This window comes from Kurthia zopfii, from assembly GCF_003143955.1.
Taxonomy (GTDB): domain Bacteria; phylum Bacillota; class Bacilli; order Bacillales_A; family Planococcaceae; genus Kurthia; species Kurthia zopfii.
On sequence record NZ_QFVS01000004.1, the window covers coordinates 46,186 to 65,464 of the forward strand.

Here is a 19,279-nt window from a genome sequence, read left to right on the forward strand (position 1 = left end):
AACTAATTTTACATTAATTAGGCGATTGACCATTTGCAACAAACACCCAATAAATTACGCCCCATGCTATACCAATCACTAAAATAAACAGTAATAAAAGACGGTTATTTTTCTTCAATCGACGTCTACCCCTCCCCTAAAGTTAAAGGTAAATCTAGTTTTACAAGATCTTCTAGCGTTTCTCTTTTCACGACTAATTGATGTTTGCCATCTTCTACGAATACAACTGCTGGACGCGCAATTCGGTTATAATTGCTCGCCATTGAATAGCCATATGCACCTGTGCAGAAAGTTGCTAATAGATCGCCAACTTCCGCTTTCGGCAATTGAAGATCCTCGATGATTTTATCCCCTGATTCGCAAAGTTTTCCCGCTACCGTATAGGTCTCCTCTAAAGGTGCATTCATCTTGTTCGCCAATGCTCCTTCATATTTCGCTTCATACAATGCTGGGCGGATATTGTCGCTCATACCACCGTCAATCGCGATATAGTTGCGCACGTCTGGTACGACTTTACTAGAACCTACTGTGTAAAGCGTTGTCCCTGCATCCCCTACTAATGAACGCCCTGGCTCAATCCATACTTCTGGAAGTTCAATACCAAACTGCTCCGCTTCTTTTTTCACGGCTTTGATCATATCATCAACATACACAGCAGGCGCTAGTGGCGTATCTTCCGCTGTATAGCGAATGCCAAATCCTCCACCAAGGTTTAAAACAGTTGCTTTAAAGCCTGTAGATTGCTGCCATTCCGCCATTTTGTCGACAACTTTCTTCGCCGCTAAACTGAATGCCTCTGTTTCGAAAATTTGCGATCCGATATGACAGTGCATCCCTTTCAATTGAAGATACTCATCTTCAAAAAGCAGTCGGAAAGCCTCATCCGCTTGACCATTACTTAAATCAAAACCGAATTTCGAATCCGCTTGACCAGTCGTAATAAAATCATGTGTATGTGCTTCTACACCCGGTGTAACACGGAACAGAACATCCATCTTCTGTTTTCTTTTCGCCGAAATTTCTTTCAATAATTCAATTTCATAAAAATTATCGATGACGATGCAACCAATTTTCGAATCAAAAGCTTGTTCGATTTCTTCAATTGATTTGTTATTACCGTGGAAATGAATTTTCGCACTTGGGAATCCCGCTTTTAATGCCGTGTACAATTCACCACCAGATACTACATCCACCGATAGACCTTCCTGTGCAGCAGCTTGATAAATCGCCACAGATGAAAAGGCTTTTGAAGCATAGGCTACTTGTGCTTTCACACCTTCTTTTTTGAATGTATCGACGAACCCTCTCGCGCGCTCTCTAAATAATGCTAAATCATATACGAATAATGGTGTGCCATACTGTTTACCAAGTTCAACTGTATCGACCCCACCGATTGTTAAATGTCCTAGTTCATTAATTGACTGCGTTCCATATAAATGCATATCATTTCCCCCTAATCCCCCATTTTTTGAATGGTCGGAATTTTCTATATTCCAAACTGTATCATACCCCACCAATTGTGCCAATAATTGTTTTATTATGTAACCGCTTTTATTTTTATACAATGAAAAAAGTCTACTCACTGTATAAGCAAGTAGACTTTCGAATTTCATTTAGTTTTGTAGATCTTTACTTTTTAAAACGATTTTATCGTCAATTGGATTTACTTTTTCAGCTGAGAAAGTAATGGCATTTTGAGCTGCAGTAACAAATTCAGTTGGTACTGGTTTAGATGCATATAATTTCATTAATACATCGCCAGCTTTCACTTCGTCACCTTTTACTTTTAGTAACTCGATGCCCGCAAAGTAATCAAGAACATCCGCTTTCGTATGACGACCTGCACCTAAATCAAGTGAAATTTGACCAATTGTTTGTGCATCGATGTTTTTAATATAGCCAGTCATAGCATCTGTTGAGATGACATCTACTGAGTAGTCCGGTGTGAATTCTAATTCGATTGGTTTGATGTCATCTGAAAGACGTTGTGCATGAACCATCGCTTCGAATTTTTGAACTGGAATATCTGAATGAAGCACGTCAAGCACCGCTTTTTTCGCTTCTTCATGAGATTTTTTAGAAGAAATTTCATACATATATGTAGAAACTTCCGTAATCGTATTTAAAAGATTGGCATCTGCTTCATCTGGATTTTTCAAAAGGTCATATGCTTCTTTTACTTCATTTTTATTACCAACTGTACGGCCAAGTGGGTTATCCATTGATGATAATACAGTGACGATTGATTTATCGAAGCCTTCAGCAATTTGAATCATGATTTCTGCTAGTTGTTGTGCGACTTCAATCGTTTTACAAAATGCGCCAGAACCGTATTTCACATCTAATACCATGCCGTCTGCGCCACTTGCTAATTTCTTACTCATAATTGAGCTTGCGATTAGTGGAAGTGCATCAACAGTACCTGTAACATCACGTAATGCATATAATTTCTTATCTGCTGGAACTAGGTTTTGAGTTTGACCCGCTAAAGCAAAGCCGATGTCATTCACTTGATTTAAGAATTGTTCTTCCGTTAAATCAATGCTCACGCCTTCGATTGCTTCAAGTTTATCAAGCGTACCACCTGTAATACCTAAACCACGACCTGATAATTTCGCTACTTTCACATCTAATGCTGCAACGATTGGTGCAACAATTAATGTTACTTTATCGCCAACGCCACCTGTTGAGTGCTTATCTACTTTATAACCTTTTACAGTACTTAAATCGATAATATCGCCTGAATATAACATTGATTTAGTCAATGCTAATGTTTCTTCAAAAGATAGACCGTTAATACGAATCGCCATTAATAAAGCCGATGCTTGGTAATCCTCGATTGAACCATCTACATAGCCATCAATGAAAAATTGAAGATCTTCTGCAGTAAGTGGTAAATTGTTTTTCTTTTTTTCGATTACGTCTAAAATATGCATATTAAAAAACTCCTCTATTGTAAAAGCAATTGGACTGTATAAAGTTTTTGCTTCATACAGTCTCAATTCATTGCTCTCTATTATTTTAGTTGATTTAAGAAACTTTCACCGAACTCAGGTAATTTCACATCAAAGTTTTCAGCAACTGTCGCTCCTAGGCTTGCGAAAGTGTTGATTGGCTCTAATGCTTGACCTTCTTTGAAACGTGGAGAATAAGCAATCATTGGCACATATTCACGTGTATGATCCGTTCCTGGGAAAGTTGGGTCATTACCGTGATCGGCAGTAATTAATAGTAAATCATCTTCCGTTAATTTAGCTAATACTTCTGGTAAACGGCGATCGTATTCTTCTAAAGCTTCTCCGTAACCTTTTGGATCACGACGGTGACCAAAGTTCGCATCAAAATCGACAAGGTTTAAGAAAGACAGTCCGTGGAAGTCTTTGTCTAATACTTTGACTAATTGATCCATACCATCCGTATTGTCTTTCGTACGAATCGCTTCTGTCACACCTTCACCATTGTAGATATCAGAAATTTTACCTAATGCGATGACATCAAGGCCCGCATCTTTCATCTCATTCATTACTGTGCGACCAAATGGTTTTAGTGCGTAGTCATGACGATTTGAAGTACGTGCGAAGCTTCCCGGTACGCCTACGAATGGACGAGCAATAACACGTCCTACAAGGTATTCAGGTTTTTTCGTTAATTCACGAGCGATTTCGCAAATTTTATATAATTCTTCTAATGGAATGATTTCTTCGTGAGCTGCAATTTGTAACACTGGATCCGCTGAAGTGTAGACGATAATTGCGCCAGTCTCCATATGTTGCTTACCGTAGTCTTCAATAACAGCTGTACCGCTATAAGGTTTATTACATAAAACTTTACGACCAGTTTGTTTTTCAAGTTCATCTAATAGAGATTGCGGGAATCCTTCTGGGTAAACTTTGAAAGGTTGATCGATATTTAGTCCCATGATTTCCCAATGGCCTGTCATCGTATCTTTCCCTACTGAAGCTTCTTCCATGCGACCGTAGTATGCTGAAGGTTTTTCAACTGTTGAAATTCCTTTTAATTCTGGTAAATCGATTAATTTACGAATATTTGAGTAACCCATTTTTTCCATGTTCGGCATTGTTAAGCCGTTCATTTCTTCTGCAATATGACCTAAAGTATCCGAACCAACATCATTAAATGCTGCTGCGTCTGGTGCTTCACCAATACCTACTGAGTCCATCACGATTAAATGTATACGTTTGAATGGTTTCATTGTTGATTTCCTCCTAAAATAGAAAAAACTATTTAGATAAATTATATTTCTTCTTTATTTTAACAAATTTTCACGAAAAATAAACGTCAGACCTCTGACTTTTTTTAATTTCTTACGCGCGTGGGTGGAATTGCTTATAAACTTCCGACAATCTTGTTTTACTTACATGCGTATAAATTTGTGTTGTTGAGATATCCGCATGACCTAATAATTCTTGAACAGCTCGCAAATCTGCGCCATTCTCAATTAGATGTGTCGCAAATGAATGACGCAAAATATGCGGTGTAAGTTCATGCTGGATCTTCGCTTTCAATGCATACGCCTTTAAAAGCTTCCATACACCTTGTCTCGTTAGTCTTTTCCCTCTCTGATTCAAAAATAACGCTTCACTTCGATTCGTTTGATCTTCCAACTGACTTCGCGCTTGATTCATATAGACTGTACACGCATCTATAGCACTTTTTCCGAGTGGGACAATCCTTTCCTTCCCACCTTTACCGAAAACGCGTACAAAGCCCATTGAGAGATGGATGTCTTCACGATTCAAATTAATACATTCACTTATGCGCATACCTGTTGCGTATAAAAGTTCCAACATCGCTCGATCACGAATACCTGCTGGCTTTTGAAGATTGGGTACTTGCATCAATTGATCAATTTCTTCAATCGACAGGATTTGTGGTAGTTTCTGCTCCATTTTTGGCATTTCCAAATGTAATGTCGGATCGCTTTGGCATCGCTTTTCTCGTAATAAAAATTGGTGGAATGAACGAATTGATGAAATATGTCTTGAAGTCGTTCTTGCACTTTTGCCACTCTCTTGTAATTCTTTCAAATGGATTAATATATGAAATCGTGCAACATCATCAAAGTTTTCTAATTGCTGTACTTCAAAAATGGAATGTAAATAATTTTCAATATCTTTTTTATATGACACGAGCGTGTTTTCTGAAAGTTGGCGCTCCACTCTTAAAAAATGAATGTATTCTTCTAGCGCATCTTGGATTATCGCTTCCATATAAATCCTCCTATAAAAAAAGAGCTGCCCCTACAATTACTTTTTCTAAGCTGTTGTCACTTAGTATAGTAAACGATCGGGTCAACTCTTTTAGTTGTTGTCATCAGTAGATTGTTCTTTTTTACTTGTACAGCGCCAGCAAATGCCGTGGAAAGTAAGTCGGTGGTCTTTCACTTGGAAATTCCATCGCTTCTCAACAACTGCCTCAACGTCTTCAAGTAAATCTTCTTGGATCTCATCAACCGCTCCACATTCAATACATACTAAATGGTGGTGGAAATGAGCTGCTCCCTCTTGTCGTAAATCATAGCGAGAAACGCCATCGCCAAAGTTGATTTTATCGACAATTTTCAGTTCCGTTAATAACTCCAATGTACGATACACTGTCGCTAATCCGATTTCTGGTGCCTTCTCTTTTACAAGTAAATAGACATCCTCAGCACTAAGGTGGTCTTCTTCATTTTCTAATAGTACGCGTACCGTCGCCTCACGTTGCGGCGTCAGTTTATAGCTTGCACCATGTAATTGTTTTTTAATTCGATCTATTCGGCTCTCCATAGTGACGCCCTCCTAAACTAAATCCATTATACCAAACGATTTAGATGATTGACAATTAAATCTCGATTTTTATCTAGAACAATTATTTATATAGAATAATTATTATTAAGTAATGAGAATGTTGCAATTGTAACTCTCAGCACCTATCATAAACATATTTTCTCAAAAAGAAAACTATTTTACTCATGATTATTCTATTTTTTGATTGATTGAATATTTAGACGCATCCACATGACAGCAATTACCGTTTTCGCATCTGAAATCGCTCCATTCGCGATCATCGCTTCCGCTTCTTCTAAATCAATTTCCATTAGTTCAACAAATTCATCCTCATCTAAACTTGCCGGCTGTGCAATTTTATATAAATCTCTCGCAATGAAAAGATGAATTTCCTCATTCGCAAAACCAGGTGAAGTCGCAATCGTTTGTAAATAATCAAATTGATTCGCGCCCATACCCGTTTCCTCTTCCAACTCACGAATCGCAGTCGTAGCCGGTTTTTCGCCAGGCTCTAACTTACCTGCTGGAATTTCAATTAAGCTGCGTTCCAATGCTTTACGATATTGTTCCACAACGATTAATTTACCACCTGCAGTTATTGGAATAATCCCTACTGCCCCAGGGTGTTTCACAAGTTCACGACTTGCTGTTTTCCCGTTCGGTAAAGTCACTAAATCTTTTTGGACTTTTATAATTCTTCCATTATATATTGGTTCAGTTGAAATTGTTTTTTCTTCAAATTTCTTATTCATCTAATTCCACCCCATCTAGATTTTAAGTTGGTGATTTTTCTAAATTCATTGTACCATTAAGTTACAGGAGGTGTTCTATATGAAATATAGACAACTAGGTAAAAGCGATTTGAAAGTCTCCGAATTAGGTCTAGGTTGTATGTCATTGCCAATGGATTTACAACAAGCTAAATATATGATTGATGCTGCATTTGATGCTGGAATCAATTTCTTTGATACAGCAGATTTATACAACCGCGGTCAAAATGAAATGATTGTCGGAGATATTTTGAAGAAAAAAAGAAAGGATGTTTTCATCTCAACTAAAGTCGGTAATGTATGGGATCCCGCAGAGGACGGCTGGCACTGGGATGCTTCGAAACAACATATTATGGAAGGCGTCAAACAAAGTTTAGTCAGACTAGGTACAGACTATATTGACCTTTATCAACTACATGGTGGTACGATTGAAGATAATTTTGATGAAATAACTGATGCATTTGAACAACTGAAAAAAGAAGGCGTCATTCGCACTTATGGAATTTCTTCCATCCGTCCGAATGTCATCGAAACAATTTTAGACAAAGGTCGTCCTTCGTCAGTCATGATGCAATATAGCGCACTCGACCGCCGACCTGAAGAATGGTTTGAGTTCATTCAACAACATGGCGCTTCCGTCATATCTCGCGGAACAATTGCGAAAGGTTTATTATCAGATTCTTGGCAAAATAAAATCCATGAAGACGGCTTTTTAGATTATTCGAAACAAGAATTAGAACTTACAATCGCCTCATTGCAACAATCTACACCTACATTATTAAATGGCGCGCTGACATTCAATTTACAATCAGAAGCAGTTGCGAGCGTCATTATAGGCGCTAGTAAAATCCAACAACTGTATCAAACAATCGATGCATATCACCACCAGGTAGACGCTGAAATTGTGGAACACTGGAAACACCTAACGAAGGAAAATAAATATACGGAACATAGATAAGAAAAGCAAATCACGCTCGCCCATATGCGAGGGTACTTCAAGGTTTGAAGAGAAAGTAAACGCTCCACCACTTTCTCCCGAAAACCTGAAGTATCCCATAGCATATAGCGTGAATTTGCTAGACACCGAAACCCGAGAAGAAAGCCTCTCACTCAATACTCGAGTCAACGCTAACCTAGCTAATCTCGACAACACCAAAGAATAAAACAATTTACATGCTTTTCTTTCACTAATGATTTATCTAAAAAAGGGTGAATGAAATTGGTTTTCCAATTTCATTCACCCTAAAATTTGACACAAAGCCGAATTTTTAAACACAATCCTTAAAATTTAGAACCCTGATTACCGTATTGATTAAGAAGTTCTTCAAAAGACATATTCTTCTCTTTTTGCTTCTTATCAAAAGCAGCTTTCGCTTGTCGTTCTTCTTCTTTTTCTTTTGCCTCTGTTACTAAACTTTGTTTTGCCATTTTCAATTTACTTAAAACATCATCATTTAATTGATCTTTTAAAGTTAATTGATCATCTGCACTGACAGATTTTTGTTGCTGTTGCTGACGTTGTTGTGTATGTTGTTTTTTCTTAGCCAAATTACTCACTCCATCTCTATTTCTTCTTATTTTATCAAAGTTAATAATTTTATGTAAAGATATATCAGTTCTATTAGCAATTTCTTCAATTTTTCATTACTATAGTAAATAAGAGGTGATTTAATGAAGAAAAAATGGCCGGTCATCGCTTCTATTGCCGCTAGTGTTACAGGTGCTTCAATCGCAGCGCTTGGCTACACACTTTCAAATAAAGTGATGTACATAAAAAGAAAAGACCAACAATTTATTTTCGACCGAGAAATTGCAGCGAACCGCTTTAAATTAGAATGGTATGAAAGTGTCCCTAAAGAAGATTTCTTAGTTTCTTCTATTAATGGATATGATGTTTCTTGCCAAATGATTCACAGTGTTGATAGTAAAAATACAGTCATCATTGCGCATGGTGTAACAGAAACACATATTAACTCATTAAAATACGCCGCTTTATTTGCCCGATTAGGGTACAATATTGTCGTTTATGATCAAAGACGTCACGGTGCGACCGGTGGCAAAACGACAAGTTACGGCTTTTACGAGAAGAACGACTTAAAAGCAGTTGTAGAAGAAGTTCGCCGAAAAATTGGCGACGATGCAATTTTAGGTATTCAAGGCGAGTCGATGGGTGCCGCTACAGCTTTACAATATGGCGGTACTTCCGAGCAGTTATTCGATTTCATTATTGCAGATTGCCCATTCTCTAAATTCGAGGATCAATTACAGCATTTAATGGTTCGTGACACACCGCTACGCTCTCCATATGCGATTAAATTCATCGATTATTTCGTTCAAATGCGTGATGGCTATAATTTAAAAGATGTATCTCCTATTGATGTCGTTCAAAATATTACGAAACCGATTTTATTTGTGACAAGTTTAGAAGATACGTATATTCCTCCGAAAATGACGGAGAATCTTTATGAAAAACATCCTGAAAATAGCCGGTTAGTGCTATTTGAAAAAGGCGCTCATGCGAAGTCATTCAATGAACAACCATATGATTATGAAAAGGAAGTATTGAAATTCCTAGTAGATTTCAATATTAGTTATGTTCCAAATAATTATGTAAATCCCGAAAAAATGTTACAAACACAATAATTAGCATTCTTCAATAAAACACGTTGATGAGGTTACGCACAGTATTCTACTACTGAAACTTCATTAATGTGTTTTTTATTGGAATTCTGAAATATTTAAAGAAATAACGAGGACTCCTGCCGAAAAACAAGTGTCGTACTATTTCTGAAAGTGAATACTATCAATCAAATAATCCTCCAAGAACATAAAGAAAAGGGAATTGCAGATGCAATTCCCTTTTCTGAAGGACAAAAACGATCACTCGTTCCTGTCACTCTATTTATAATGTTCAAAACTATTTTTTCTTTTTCTCTGGTTTATCAGTAGCTTTGTTCATTTGGCTCATAACTTGACGTACTTGTTTTTCTGATGGTTTACGTCCCATTTGAGTCATCATCATACGTAGCATATCTTCATTGATTGGTGGGTTCTCTTTAAGATATTTCATCATGTATTGACGAGAGATGAAAAATCCACCAACTGCACCAACGATTAAAGCAACGATGATTAAAGTAATTGCAAGACCTGTACTCACTTGTGTTCCTCCTCTACTTTCACATACGAGATAATACTCTCCTCGTAGAATTATACATTAAAAACATTTCGCTATCTACACTTTGTGAAATTTCACAAAAAAATCATTGGAAATTCCGTTCAAAAAAACCGAAATCGCCAAAATTGACGATTTCGGTCATTATTTTATGACTTAGAATAAAGCTTTTACTTTAGAAACTACGTTTTCAACTGTGAAACCGTACTTAGCAATTACTGTATCTCCAGGAGCACTTGCACCGAATGTATCGATTCCTAGTACATCACCTTCGAAACCAGTATATTTATGCCAACCGAATGATGAAGCCATTTCGATTGCTAAACGTTTTGTAACTGCTTTTGGAAGTACTGATTCTTTATAAGCTGCATCTTGTTCGTCAAAACGAGCTGTATCAGGCATAGATACTACTGCTACATCAATACCTTCTTTAGCTAATGCTTCTTTTGCAGCAACTGCTAATTGTACTTCAGAACCTGTCGCAATTAATAATGCATCGGCAGTTTCTTTCGTAGAAGGAGCTACTGTATAAGCACCTTTCGCAACACCATTTTGAAGAACTGTTTGATCTACATCAAGAACTGGTAAGTTTTGACGAGATAAAACTAATGCTGTTGGGCGGTTTTTAGAAGTTAAAGCTACTTTCCATGCTGCTACTGATTCATTTGCATCAGCAGGACGCATTACAGAAAGATTTGGCATTGCACGTAAAGCTGCAAGATGTTCGATTGGTTCGTGAGTTGGACCATCTTCACCTACTGCTACTGAATCATGTGTGAATACATAAGTAACAGGTAAGCCCATTAATGCTGATAGACGTACTGCTGGACGAACATAGTCAGAGAATACGAAGAATGTTCCGCCGAATACGTTTAGACCACCATGTAATGCCATACCGTTTAATGCAGTACCCATAGCGAATTCACGTACACCAAACCAGATGTTACGGCCGGCACGATCTTGTGCTGAGAAATCGCCTGCGTTTTTAATTGTTGTTTTGTTTGAACCTGCTAAATCTGAGCTACCACCGAAGAACGAAGGTACAGCTTTAGCGATTGCATTGATCATTTCACCAGAAGATGAACGAGTTGCCACTGATTTACCTGTTTCAAATACAGGGAAATCTGCATCAAAGTTCTCTGGGAATTCACCGTTAATTGCTAGTTCAAATTGAGCTGCTAATTCTGGGAATTCTGCTTTATAAGCTGCTAATGATTCGTTCCAAGCCGCTTCAGCATTTACGCCATTTTCAACTGCTGCTGTTTTGAATGTTTCATAAACTTCTTCAGGAACGAAGAATGGTTCATGATTCCAGTCGTAGTTAGCTTTCGTTAATGCTACTTCATCAGTACCTAGTGGGGCACCGTGAGAATCTGATTTACCAGATTTATTTGGAGAACCAAAACCAATTACTGTTTTGATTTCAATTAAAGTTGGTTTACCTTCAGAAGCTTTTGCACTTTCGATTGCTGCGTTGATTGCTTCAACGTCGTTACCGTCTTCTACAGTTAAGTAATTCCAACCGTACGCTTTGAAACGAGCTGCTGTATCATCAGAGAATGATTTGTTTAATTCACCATCTAATGAGATGTCGTTACTATCATAAAGTACGATTAGTTTTTCAAGTTTAAGATGTCCAGCTAATGACGCTGCTTCCGCTGAAACGCCTTCCATTAAATCGCCATCGCCACATAAAGTGAATGTGTAATGATCTACGATGTTATGACCAGGTTTGTTATAAACAGCTGATAAATGAGTCTCAGCCATTGCCATACCTACTGCCATCGAGATACCTTGACCTAATGGGCCAGTTGTAGCTTCAACACCTGCAGTATGTTTGTACTCAGGGTGTCCAGGAGTTAACGATCCCCATTGACGGAAGTTTTTAATTTCGTCCATTGGTAAATCATATCCACCTAGGTGAAGTAGGCTGTATAAAAGCATCGAGCCATGACCAGCTGATAAGATGAAACGATCGCGGTTAAACCAAGAAGGGTTTTGCGGATTATGATGTAATTGTTTTGTCCAAAGCGTGTAAGCCATTGGAGCAGCCCCCATCGGTAATCCTGGGTGGCCAGAGTTTGCTTTTTCAATTGCATCGATTGATAAAGTACGGATAGTGTTAATTGCTAACTGATCTGCTTGTTGCGTCATTAAAGTTGACATCCTTTCTTCTATACAAAATGTATTTCTATCTATATCTTAGTCAAGTTTCACCTAGAAAACAATGGTTATAATTGACGTTAGACTTTAAAACATAGAAAAAGGTACTCATCGATGACATATTGTCACAATGAGTACCTTTTTTTGACTAATTTAATCGTTTGCTTGCGATTTGTTTTGCACGAAGTTTTTCTGGTGTAACTTCTTCGCCTTTTTCATCAAATACACGAACGTTTTCGATTGTTTCACGCATCGTACTACGGAATGTATCTAAGTATTCTTGACGAAGAGCTGTTTGTTCTTTCGCTTCTTCCGTTGTAAGAGTACCTGCTTTTTTCTTATGTGAAAGCTCACTGATTCGAGCTAACTTGTCTTTTGATAACATTATATTCATCCTTTCTTGCCATTTCGATATACTAAAGGTATGAAAAAAATGACGATTTGGCAAGTATTTAGCTCTAAGCCATGCGCATTTTTGATGTTTTTCTAGTTAAAAGCATTCAAAACATTGCTTCCTAGTAGGCTTTCTCACTTCTTCCTAAAGGAAATTTACTACTAAACGATAGAAAGAGCGAAACACTTTTCAATAATGAATGGTGATTTCGCTCTAAATTTACTTTTATTAATCAGGTAAATAAATCAGCGTCGCTGTTATTCACCATGTTCTTTTTTGTATTCGGTATATCTTCTATGAATCGTTGCCTTACTGACCGGGTAACCCAGTGCAGTAAGAGTGGATGCAATTTCCTCGTAAATAAGTCCTTTTTTGCGCAAAGCGACGATTTGTTCAATCGGCACTTCAATTCTCTCTCTACCTTCACTTTGACCACGATTAGAAATATTCAACTCTGGTCTATAACCATTCTCGATGGCTCTACGCATTCCACGTTTGATTTTTGAATTATGTATCTTACGCTGATATTCCTCTACAATGCTCAAAATCTCTAATAACATTGAATCCATCTCATTTAACTTCATCTCACTATTAGTAGACATTGAATAAATTGTCGTATCATATTTTTGGAGAAGGTGAAGAACAGCCATTCGTCCATTACCACGCCCTATTCTCGTCTCATCTTGAATAAATAAGATAGATCCATTATGATCCTTTAAAAAGTCTAATAGATCTAACAAACCATCACGTTCGGTATCATAACCACTATGACGATCCTCAAAAACACCATCTAATTGAAACCCTTTTGAAGAAGCATAACTCTCTAATTCTTCTCTCTGACGTTCCAAAGAGCGATCTTGCGTTTCCTTCTCTGTACTAACACGACAATAAGCGATTGCTTTTTGTTCTTTCATTATTTATCACTCGCAATTTCTACTTTATTAGATTCATTTTGTTCGGCAGGAATTAATAATACATCACCTGCAATAATTTTATTATCAATAATAGCATTATTTGACGTTACTTCGTTAATCCATCTATTTAATTTCATGTCACCCTTATGTTCCTTACCTAATGACCAAAGAGTATCGCCCTCAACAATCTGTACTTCTATATATTCTTTTTGATTTAATAAATCATTCATCATATAACCTGCTCCTGCAAGCATAATCGCAACCATCAATACGTTCTTTACATTTCTTTTAATCCAACTCATCATTTTAGTTCCCCCTAAAAATTTTCATATAAGAATGTTTGTTCTCATATGATAAACCCGAACATACGTTTTTGTCAATAGTTTTTAAGAACAATTGTTTGCATTTAGAAAATGGCAATGATATACTTCAATTACAAACTAATAGTAGAAGAAGAGGTGAAGATATGAACGACACAATTAAAAAAACTAAAATATCTAAGCGACAAGAAGCGATTCTTGATTTTATTAAAGATGAGGTTCAAAGCAAAGGTTATCCGCCTTCAGTACGTGAAATTGGACTTGCAGTTGGTTTAGCATCTAGTTCCACTGTTCATGGACATCTTGAGAGATTAGAGAATAAAGGCTATATTCGCCGCGATAAGACAAAACCGCGTGCCATCGAGATTTTAGATCCATTTGAATCATCGAGCGCAATCAAACAAGGGGTTATGCATGTTCCCCTACTTGGTAAGGTAACTGCAGGGTTGCCAATTACAGCTATCGAAAATATTGAAGAATACTTCCCAATCCCAAATACATATGGTACTTCTGATGACCATATTTTCATGCTCGAGATCATGGGTGAGTCAATGATTGAAGCTGGTATTTTGGATGGCGATTATGTCATTGTTAAACAACAATCATCTGCAAGTAATGGCGAGATGGTCGTTGCGATGACCGATGAATTTGAAGCGACAGTGAAGCGTTTCTATAAAGAAGATGGTTACTTCCGCCTTCAACCTGAAAACTCAACGATGGAACCAATCATCGTTGATAATGTATCTATTTTAGGTAAAGTAGTTGGACTGTACCGCAATATTCATTAAATAATTCAAACCCCTTAACGGATTCAATACTGAATCTTTTAAGGGGTTTTTTAGGTACAACTTCATTTACTAATCCTTTTTACTCATAAGCGTTATTGATTAATATTCTTTTTACCTATATTTTGAATTTTAATTAAGTCTTTTGGAGGATACTTGATAATGATAAACAAATGGTCTATTTCACTTCTTGCAGCAGCGGTTTTAGCTTCTACGAGCGGGGTGCAAGCGGATGCAAAGAGTACGGAGAAAATTGTACCTATACAAATACTTAGTATTAATGATTTACACGGTTATATCGAGGGGAATAACGATACAGCTAAGAACGGGAAAGCAATCGGCGGTCTAGATTCTCTCGCTTTCCATTTTCAAAATGAACAAAATGCTTTCAATAAACAATATAAATTAAAAGCAGGCAATACGAACAATATTTCAGTTCAATCCGGGGATCTAGTTGGTGGTTCACCCGCTACTTCTAGCCTTCTTCAAGATCAACCGACGATGAACGCCATCAATGAGATTGGCTTTGATATTGGGACGCTTGGCAATCATGAGTTTGATGAAGGAATCAATGAATTCAAACGAATTTTGAGCGGCACACGACCAAATTTCAACACACCTAACTATGAAAATATTTTTGACTACACACAAACTAAGTCGAAAATGTCGATGGTTGTTTCAAATATAATCGACAAAAAAACGAAGAAAATCGTCGGTGGTTTTAAACCGTATACAATTAAAACAGTCAATGGTGTGCAAGTTGCTTTCATCGGCGTGGTAACACCGAATATTCATGATATTGTCATGGAACAACATACGAAAAATATCGAAGGAATCGATCCCCCAAAAGCGATTGCTAAATATACGAAGGAATTACGTAGTAAAGGCGTCAAAGCCATTACCGTAGTTGCCCATGCTGGCGCTGAGATGAATACGGAAGCAAATAGCTCAATCGAAACACAATTAGATGCCAAAATCACTGGTGAAGTAGTCACTATGCTTCGTTCAATCAATAAATTGGATCCGAAAAACTCAATTGACTTAGTTTTTGCAGGTCATAGTCATAAATATGTAAATGGTACATATAAAAACACTCGTATTGTTCAAGGATTGAATTACGGCAATGCTTACAGTGTTGTTAAAGGAAAATTAAGTACCAAAACGAAGGATTTCATCGCAACACCTTCTGCTACAATTAAATATAATTACACACAAACGAGCTCAACTTTGAAGAAAAATGCGCATTCGAAAAAAGTGCAATCAATCATTTCTGATGCTAAAAAAGAGTAGCACCGATCACTTCTTCTACCATTGCTACGACGGATGTCCCACGTTTAAATAGTGTTCCGAGCAAAGACGGATTCGGTACAGTACTTGGAAATCTTGTGACGGATGCACAATTGAACATGGCGATTCAAAAAAATACCCAACTGATATAGCGATTACGAACACAGGTGGGATTCGTACTGATTTAATCGGTATAAAAGGCTATAAAATCACTTGGGGGGCTGCTCAAGCTGTTCAACCATTCCAAAACTTTTTACAACATGCTCAGTTAACTGGCGCACAGATCAAGCAAGTATTGAATGAACAATTTGAAAATGGTGACCGCAAATTGGAAGTGGCAGGAATCTACTACACATACAACCAACAAGGGATTAAAGAAGTCTACTCACAATTGACTAGCAAACTTTAGAGTATCGTCGTTAATGATTTCTTAATTGGAGGGAAAGATCAATACCCTACTTTCAAAAAAGCGATCAATAAAAAGACGATTTCCATTGATACTGAAATTTTCATTGAGTATTTACAAGAAATCAAGAACATCAATTCAACTTACACAAGTAGAGCCATTTTCTCAAAACAGAATATTTTAACGTTAAAAGAAGCTGTGTATTTCAATTACTTAGCTTCTTTTTCCATGTTGTTGTAACACAGAATGAATTTATTTTTTTATTATAGACTTTTGCTTCTTTTTTTGATATTAATTGTCCTAATGACGAACGTCTAAGGTCTGACTTATTACTATTGTACGACTATCGATGAATTGTCAGATATTTTTTTGAGATTACTTCCTTTTTCTACTATTTTCGAAAAATTCAATATTCTTTACAATATATTGCTTATTCGAGCAATTCTTTTTATATTTAACAAGCACAAACAACTAATTCACTAAGGGGTGTCGAAATGTTTAAATCAAAATTAATCGCTTCACTATCGGCTGCAGCACTTTTAGCTACTGTACCATTTATGGGTAGTACAGACGTAACGGCTAAATCTGCACCAAAAGAAAAGAAAATTCCAGTTCAATTACTTGGTATGAATGACTTACACGGGTACATTGATGGTAATAATAAGAAAGATGCAAACGGTGTTGCAATCGGCGGTATGTCTTCTCTTGCTTACAACTTTGAAAAAGAAAAAGCATCTTTCGCTAAAAAGTACAAATTAAAATCAACAAAATCAAACTCATTATCAGTTCACGCTGGCGATACTGTTGGTGGATCACCTGCAATCTCAGCAATGTTACAAGATGAACCTACAATCAATGCATTAAACGCAATGGATTTCACAGTTGGCGCATTAGGTAACCACGAATTTGATGAAGGTATTGAAGAATTCCAACGTATTTGGAAAGGTAAAAAACCAATCGCTGGCGTAACTCAAAACTATGAATACGTGAAAAACTACAAACAAACATCTACTAAGATGGAAATTCTATCTGCAAACGTAGTAGACAAAAAGACGAAGAAATTAATTAAAGGCTTCAAACCTTATGAAATTAAAACTGTTGATGGTGTAAAAGTTGGTTTCATCGGAATCGTAACACCTCGCATTAAAGAAGTCGTACTTGCTCAACATACAGAAAATATCGATGTTGTTGATCCTGGTAAAGCAGTTGCAAAATACACGAAAGAATTACGTTCTAAAGGCGTTAAAGCAATCGCAGTAGTTGCTCACTCAGCTGTTGAAGTTGATAAAGATGCAAACTCTTCAATCGAAACACAAGGTCAACCTCACTTAAAAGGTGATATCATCGATATGTTAAAAACTGCGAATAAAATTGACCCTAAAAACTCAATTGACGTAGTATTTGCTGGTCACAATCACGGATATGCAAATGATACTTACAAAAACACTCGTATTGTACAATCATTAAACTATGGTTCTGCTTATTCAGTAGTAACTGGTACTTTAAGCTCTAAAACTAAAGATTTCATTAGCACACCTTCTGCTAAAATCAAATATAACTACACACAATCTGAAACAACTATTTTATCAAACAAAGTTTCTAAAAAAGTTGACGGTATTGTAAAAGAAGCGAAAACAATCGTTGGTAAAGTGATGGATACTCCAATCGCTACAATGGATGTTGAGAAAATTTCAAAAGCACGTTACAACATGCCTGTAAATGGTGATTACCCAATCGGTGGCTCTCCAGTTGGTAACTTAGTAACGGATGGTCAATTAGCATTTGCTAAAGCTGCTAACCAAGATGTTGATTTCGCATTCACAAACTCTGGTGGTATTCGTTCAGATTTAGATGGTGTGAAAGTTGGCGACAATTATTCAATTACTCGTGGTGCAGCTCAAGCAGTTCAACCATTCGGTAACATCCTAAAAATCGTTGAATTAAATGGTGCGCAAGTTCGTGCAGCAATTAATGATCAATTCGTTGGTGGTTACGGTCTTGAAGTATCTGGTTTAAACTACACATACAAAAACGATCAAGTTGTTGATGTATTTGTAAATGGTGAGAAAATCGATGAAACAAAAACTTACAAAGCAGTAATCAATGACTTCCTTGTAGGTGGCGGCGATAACTTCCCTACTTTCAAATCTGCTAAAGTACTTGGTGATTTAGGTACTGATACTGACGCTTTCATCAACTATTTAACAAATGGTAAACATTTAGAATCTTCTTCTGTTACTCAATTACGTTTAAAAGAAGTTAAATAATTCCGATAAACCTCGCTACTGTCTGAATTCCAGGCAGTAGTTTTTTATATGTCTTTTTCATTACAATTATTGAAACAACATGTCAACTATTAACGTCAATTGTATAAATAATGCAAGATCAATCTGTTATACTTGGATAAATGATATTTTTACATAGGAGGATTTCAATATGACAAGAAAATCACGCAAAATACTTACAGTGTTCGCTACTTCAATGTTATTATTAGCAGCTTGTGGCGATGGTGAATCTGCAAAACCTCAAGAAGAAGAAACAGTAAAAGAAAATAAAGGTGCTGTGACATCTACTGAGCAAGAACAACCTAAAAAAGAAGAAACAACTGATTCTAAAGAAGAATCGAAACCGTCTACAGAACAACAACAAAATACTTCAAGCGAAAAACCAGCAACTTCTAATAAAACAGAAGAAAAGCCTAAAAAGGATGACACTGCTGACAAAAATACGACTCAAACAACCGAGAAGAAAAATCCAATTCATGCAGTGAACCCGATTCACCGTGATTTCTTACAATTCCAATTGAAATCAGCGCATAACGGTATGACAGAGGGCGTTGCCATCGAAAGTGGGAAGTCAGTATATGAAGATGTTATTAAAGCTTATGGCAAGCCTACTACGGAGTTCTCGAACGATACGAACTATGTCGAATACGTAAAAAAAGGCAAAGTACAGTATGCATTTGCTGTAGGACGTGGTGATCGTATCTATGATGTTCGTACTTTCGAAGCACCTGATGCATCATTCAAACTCTCTGATATTTCATTTGACGATATTACGACAACACTTGGTAAACCCGCTTCGATTAAAACGGCAGGTAGCGACCAAGTATTAACGTATAATGCTGGGAAAAACACTTTAAAATTTGTTGGACCATCAAGCACGAAGAAATTAGATCATATTTCTATTTTCAATCAAAAATCATCTGAACCAATGGGTGGTAAAAACTAAATAAACAAAAAAACTGGGATCGTAAATTCATACGTCCCAGTTTTTTTA

The 19,279-nt window shown here is 36.8% G+C and carries 19 protein-coding genes; 7 read left to right on the forward strand and 12 right to left on the reverse strand.

Annotated features, from left to right (window positions below):
- Positions 1–125: 125 nt before the first annotated feature.
- The 6 genes from lysA to DF281_RS02600 all read right to left on the reverse strand — a co-directional run bounded on the left by lysA (position 126) and on the right by DF281_RS02600 (position 6,541).
- The gene (gene lysA, locus DF281_RS02575) at positions 126–1,442 is read right to left on the reverse strand and encodes a diaminopimelate decarboxylase (RefSeq protein WP_109348680.1); all 1,317 of its coding nucleotides are present in this window, start codon (positions 1,440–1,442) and stop codon (positions 126–128) included.
- Between the two features lie 171 nt (positions 1,443–1,613).
- Complete coding sequence (locus DF281_RS02580) at positions 1,614–2,936, reverse strand: thymidine phosphorylase (RefSeq protein WP_109348681.1); 1,323 nt, start codon at positions 2,934–2,936, stop codon at positions 1,614–1,616.
- An 80-nt stretch (positions 2,937–3,016) separates the two neighbouring features.
- Positions 3,017–4,213, reverse strand: a complete 1,197-nt coding sequence (gene deoB, locus DF281_RS02585; RefSeq protein ID WP_109348682.1) for a phosphopentomutase — start codon at positions 4,211–4,213, stop codon at positions 3,017–3,019.
- Between the two features lie 112 nt (positions 4,214–4,325).
- Positions 4,326–5,231: a site-specific tyrosine recombinase XerD gene (xerD, locus tag DF281_RS02590; protein ID WP_109348683.1), complete on the reverse strand. Its 906-nt coding sequence runs from the start codon at positions 5,229–5,231 to the stop codon at positions 4,326–4,328.
- Between the two features lie 90 nt (positions 5,232–5,321).
- The gene (gene fur / locus DF281_RS02595; RefSeq protein ID WP_109348684.1) at positions 5,322–5,789 is read right to left on the reverse strand and encodes a ferric iron uptake transcriptional regulator; all 468 of its coding nucleotides are present in this window, start codon (positions 5,787–5,789) and stop codon (positions 5,322–5,324) included.
- Between the two features lie 194 nt (positions 5,790–5,983).
- Positions 5,984–6,541 carry an NUDIX domain-containing protein gene (locus tag DF281_RS02600; RefSeq protein ID WP_109348685.1) on the reverse strand — a complete coding sequence of 186 codons (558 nt, stop codon included), beginning with the start codon at positions 6,539–6,541 and terminating at the stop codon, positions 5,984–5,986.
- Between the two features lie 79 nt (positions 6,542–6,620).
- Here DF281_RS02600 and DF281_RS02605 point away from each other — a divergent pair, with 79 nt between their 5' ends.
- Entirely contained in the window at positions 6,621–7,517 is an 897-nt protein-coding gene (locus DF281_RS02605; RefSeq protein ID WP_109348686.1) for an aldo/keto reductase, read from the forward strand.
- 323 nt (positions 7,518–7,840) lie between these two features.
- Here the strand turns inward: DF281_RS02605 and DF281_RS02610 are convergent, their stop codons facing one another.
- Positions 7,841–8,107, reverse strand: coding sequence for a YqkE family protein (locus DF281_RS02610; protein ID WP_109348687.1), 267 nt, complete (start codon positions 8,105–8,107; stop codon positions 7,841–7,843).
- Positions 8,108–8,230: 123 nt separating this feature from the next.
- On the opposite strand from DF281_RS02610, the gene DF281_RS02615 reads away from it, so the two are divergent.
- Entirely contained in the window at positions 8,231–9,202 is a 972-nt protein-coding gene (locus tag DF281_RS02615; RefSeq protein ID WP_109348688.1) for an alpha/beta hydrolase, read from the forward strand.
- A 274-nt stretch (positions 9,203–9,476) separates the two neighbouring features.
- Here DF281_RS02615 and DF281_RS02620 read toward each other — a convergent pair whose 3' ends face one another.
- From DF281_RS02620 to yneA, 5 genes are all read right to left on the reverse strand, one after another.
- Complete coding sequence (locus DF281_RS02620; protein ID WP_109348689.1) at positions 9,477–9,716, reverse strand: YneF family protein; 240 nt, start codon at positions 9,714–9,716, stop codon at positions 9,477–9,479.
- Positions 9,717–9,887: 171 nt separating this feature from the next.
- The gene (gene tkt, locus DF281_RS02625) at positions 9,888–11,885 is read right to left on the reverse strand and encodes a transketolase (RefSeq protein WP_109348690.1); all 1,998 of its coding nucleotides are present in this window, start codon (positions 11,883–11,885) and stop codon (positions 9,888–9,890) included.
- Between the two features lie 157 nt (positions 11,886–12,042).
- Positions 12,043–12,279 carry a DUF896 domain-containing protein gene (locus DF281_RS02630; protein ID WP_109348691.1) on the reverse strand — a complete coding sequence of 79 codons (237 nt, stop codon included), beginning with the start codon at positions 12,277–12,279 and terminating at the stop codon, positions 12,043–12,045.
- Between the two features lie 266 nt (positions 12,280–12,545).
- On the reverse strand, positions 12,546–13,202 hold the full coding sequence (locus tag DF281_RS02635) for a YneB family resolvase-like protein (RefSeq protein WP_109348692.1): 657 nt from the start codon (positions 13,200–13,202) through the stop codon (positions 12,546–12,548).
- Complete coding sequence (gene yneA, locus DF281_RS02640) at positions 13,202–13,507, reverse strand: cell division suppressor protein YneA (protein WP_109348693.1); 306 nt, start codon at positions 13,505–13,507, stop codon at positions 13,202–13,204. The genes DF281_RS02635 and yneA overlap by 1 nt, the downstream gene beginning before the upstream one ends.
- 161 nt (positions 13,508–13,668) lie before the next feature.
- Here yneA and lexA point away from each other — a divergent pair, with 161 nt between their 5' ends.
- From lexA to DF281_RS02665, 5 genes are all read left to right on the forward strand, one after another.
- Entirely contained in the window at positions 13,669–14,310 is a 642-nt protein-coding gene (gene lexA, locus DF281_RS02645; protein ID WP_109348694.1) for a transcriptional repressor LexA, read from the forward strand.
- A gap of 159 nt (positions 14,311–14,469) precedes the next feature.
- Complete coding sequence (locus DF281_RS02650) at positions 14,470–15,597, forward strand: metallophosphoesterase (protein WP_109348695.1); 1,128 nt, start codon at positions 14,470–14,472, stop codon at positions 15,595–15,597.
- Positions 15,598–15,781: 184 nt separating this feature from the next.
- The gene (locus DF281_RS15045) at positions 15,782–16,003 is read left to right on the forward strand and encodes a 5'-nucleotidase C-terminal domain-containing protein (RefSeq protein WP_422730514.1); all 222 of its coding nucleotides are present in this window, start codon (positions 15,782–15,784) and stop codon (positions 16,001–16,003) included.
- A gap of 491 nt (positions 16,004–16,494) precedes the next feature.
- Positions 16,495–18,267, forward strand: coding sequence for a bifunctional metallophosphatase/5'-nucleotidase (locus DF281_RS02660; RefSeq protein ID WP_109348697.1), 1,773 nt, complete (start codon positions 16,495–16,497; stop codon positions 18,265–18,267).
- A 169-nt stretch (positions 18,268–18,436) separates the two neighbouring features.
- The gene (locus DF281_RS02665) at positions 18,437–19,231 is read left to right on the forward strand and encodes a DUF4309 domain-containing protein (protein ID WP_109348698.1); all 795 of its coding nucleotides are present in this window, start codon (positions 18,437–18,439) and stop codon (positions 19,229–19,231) included.
- Positions 19,232–19,279 lie beyond the last annotated feature (48 nt).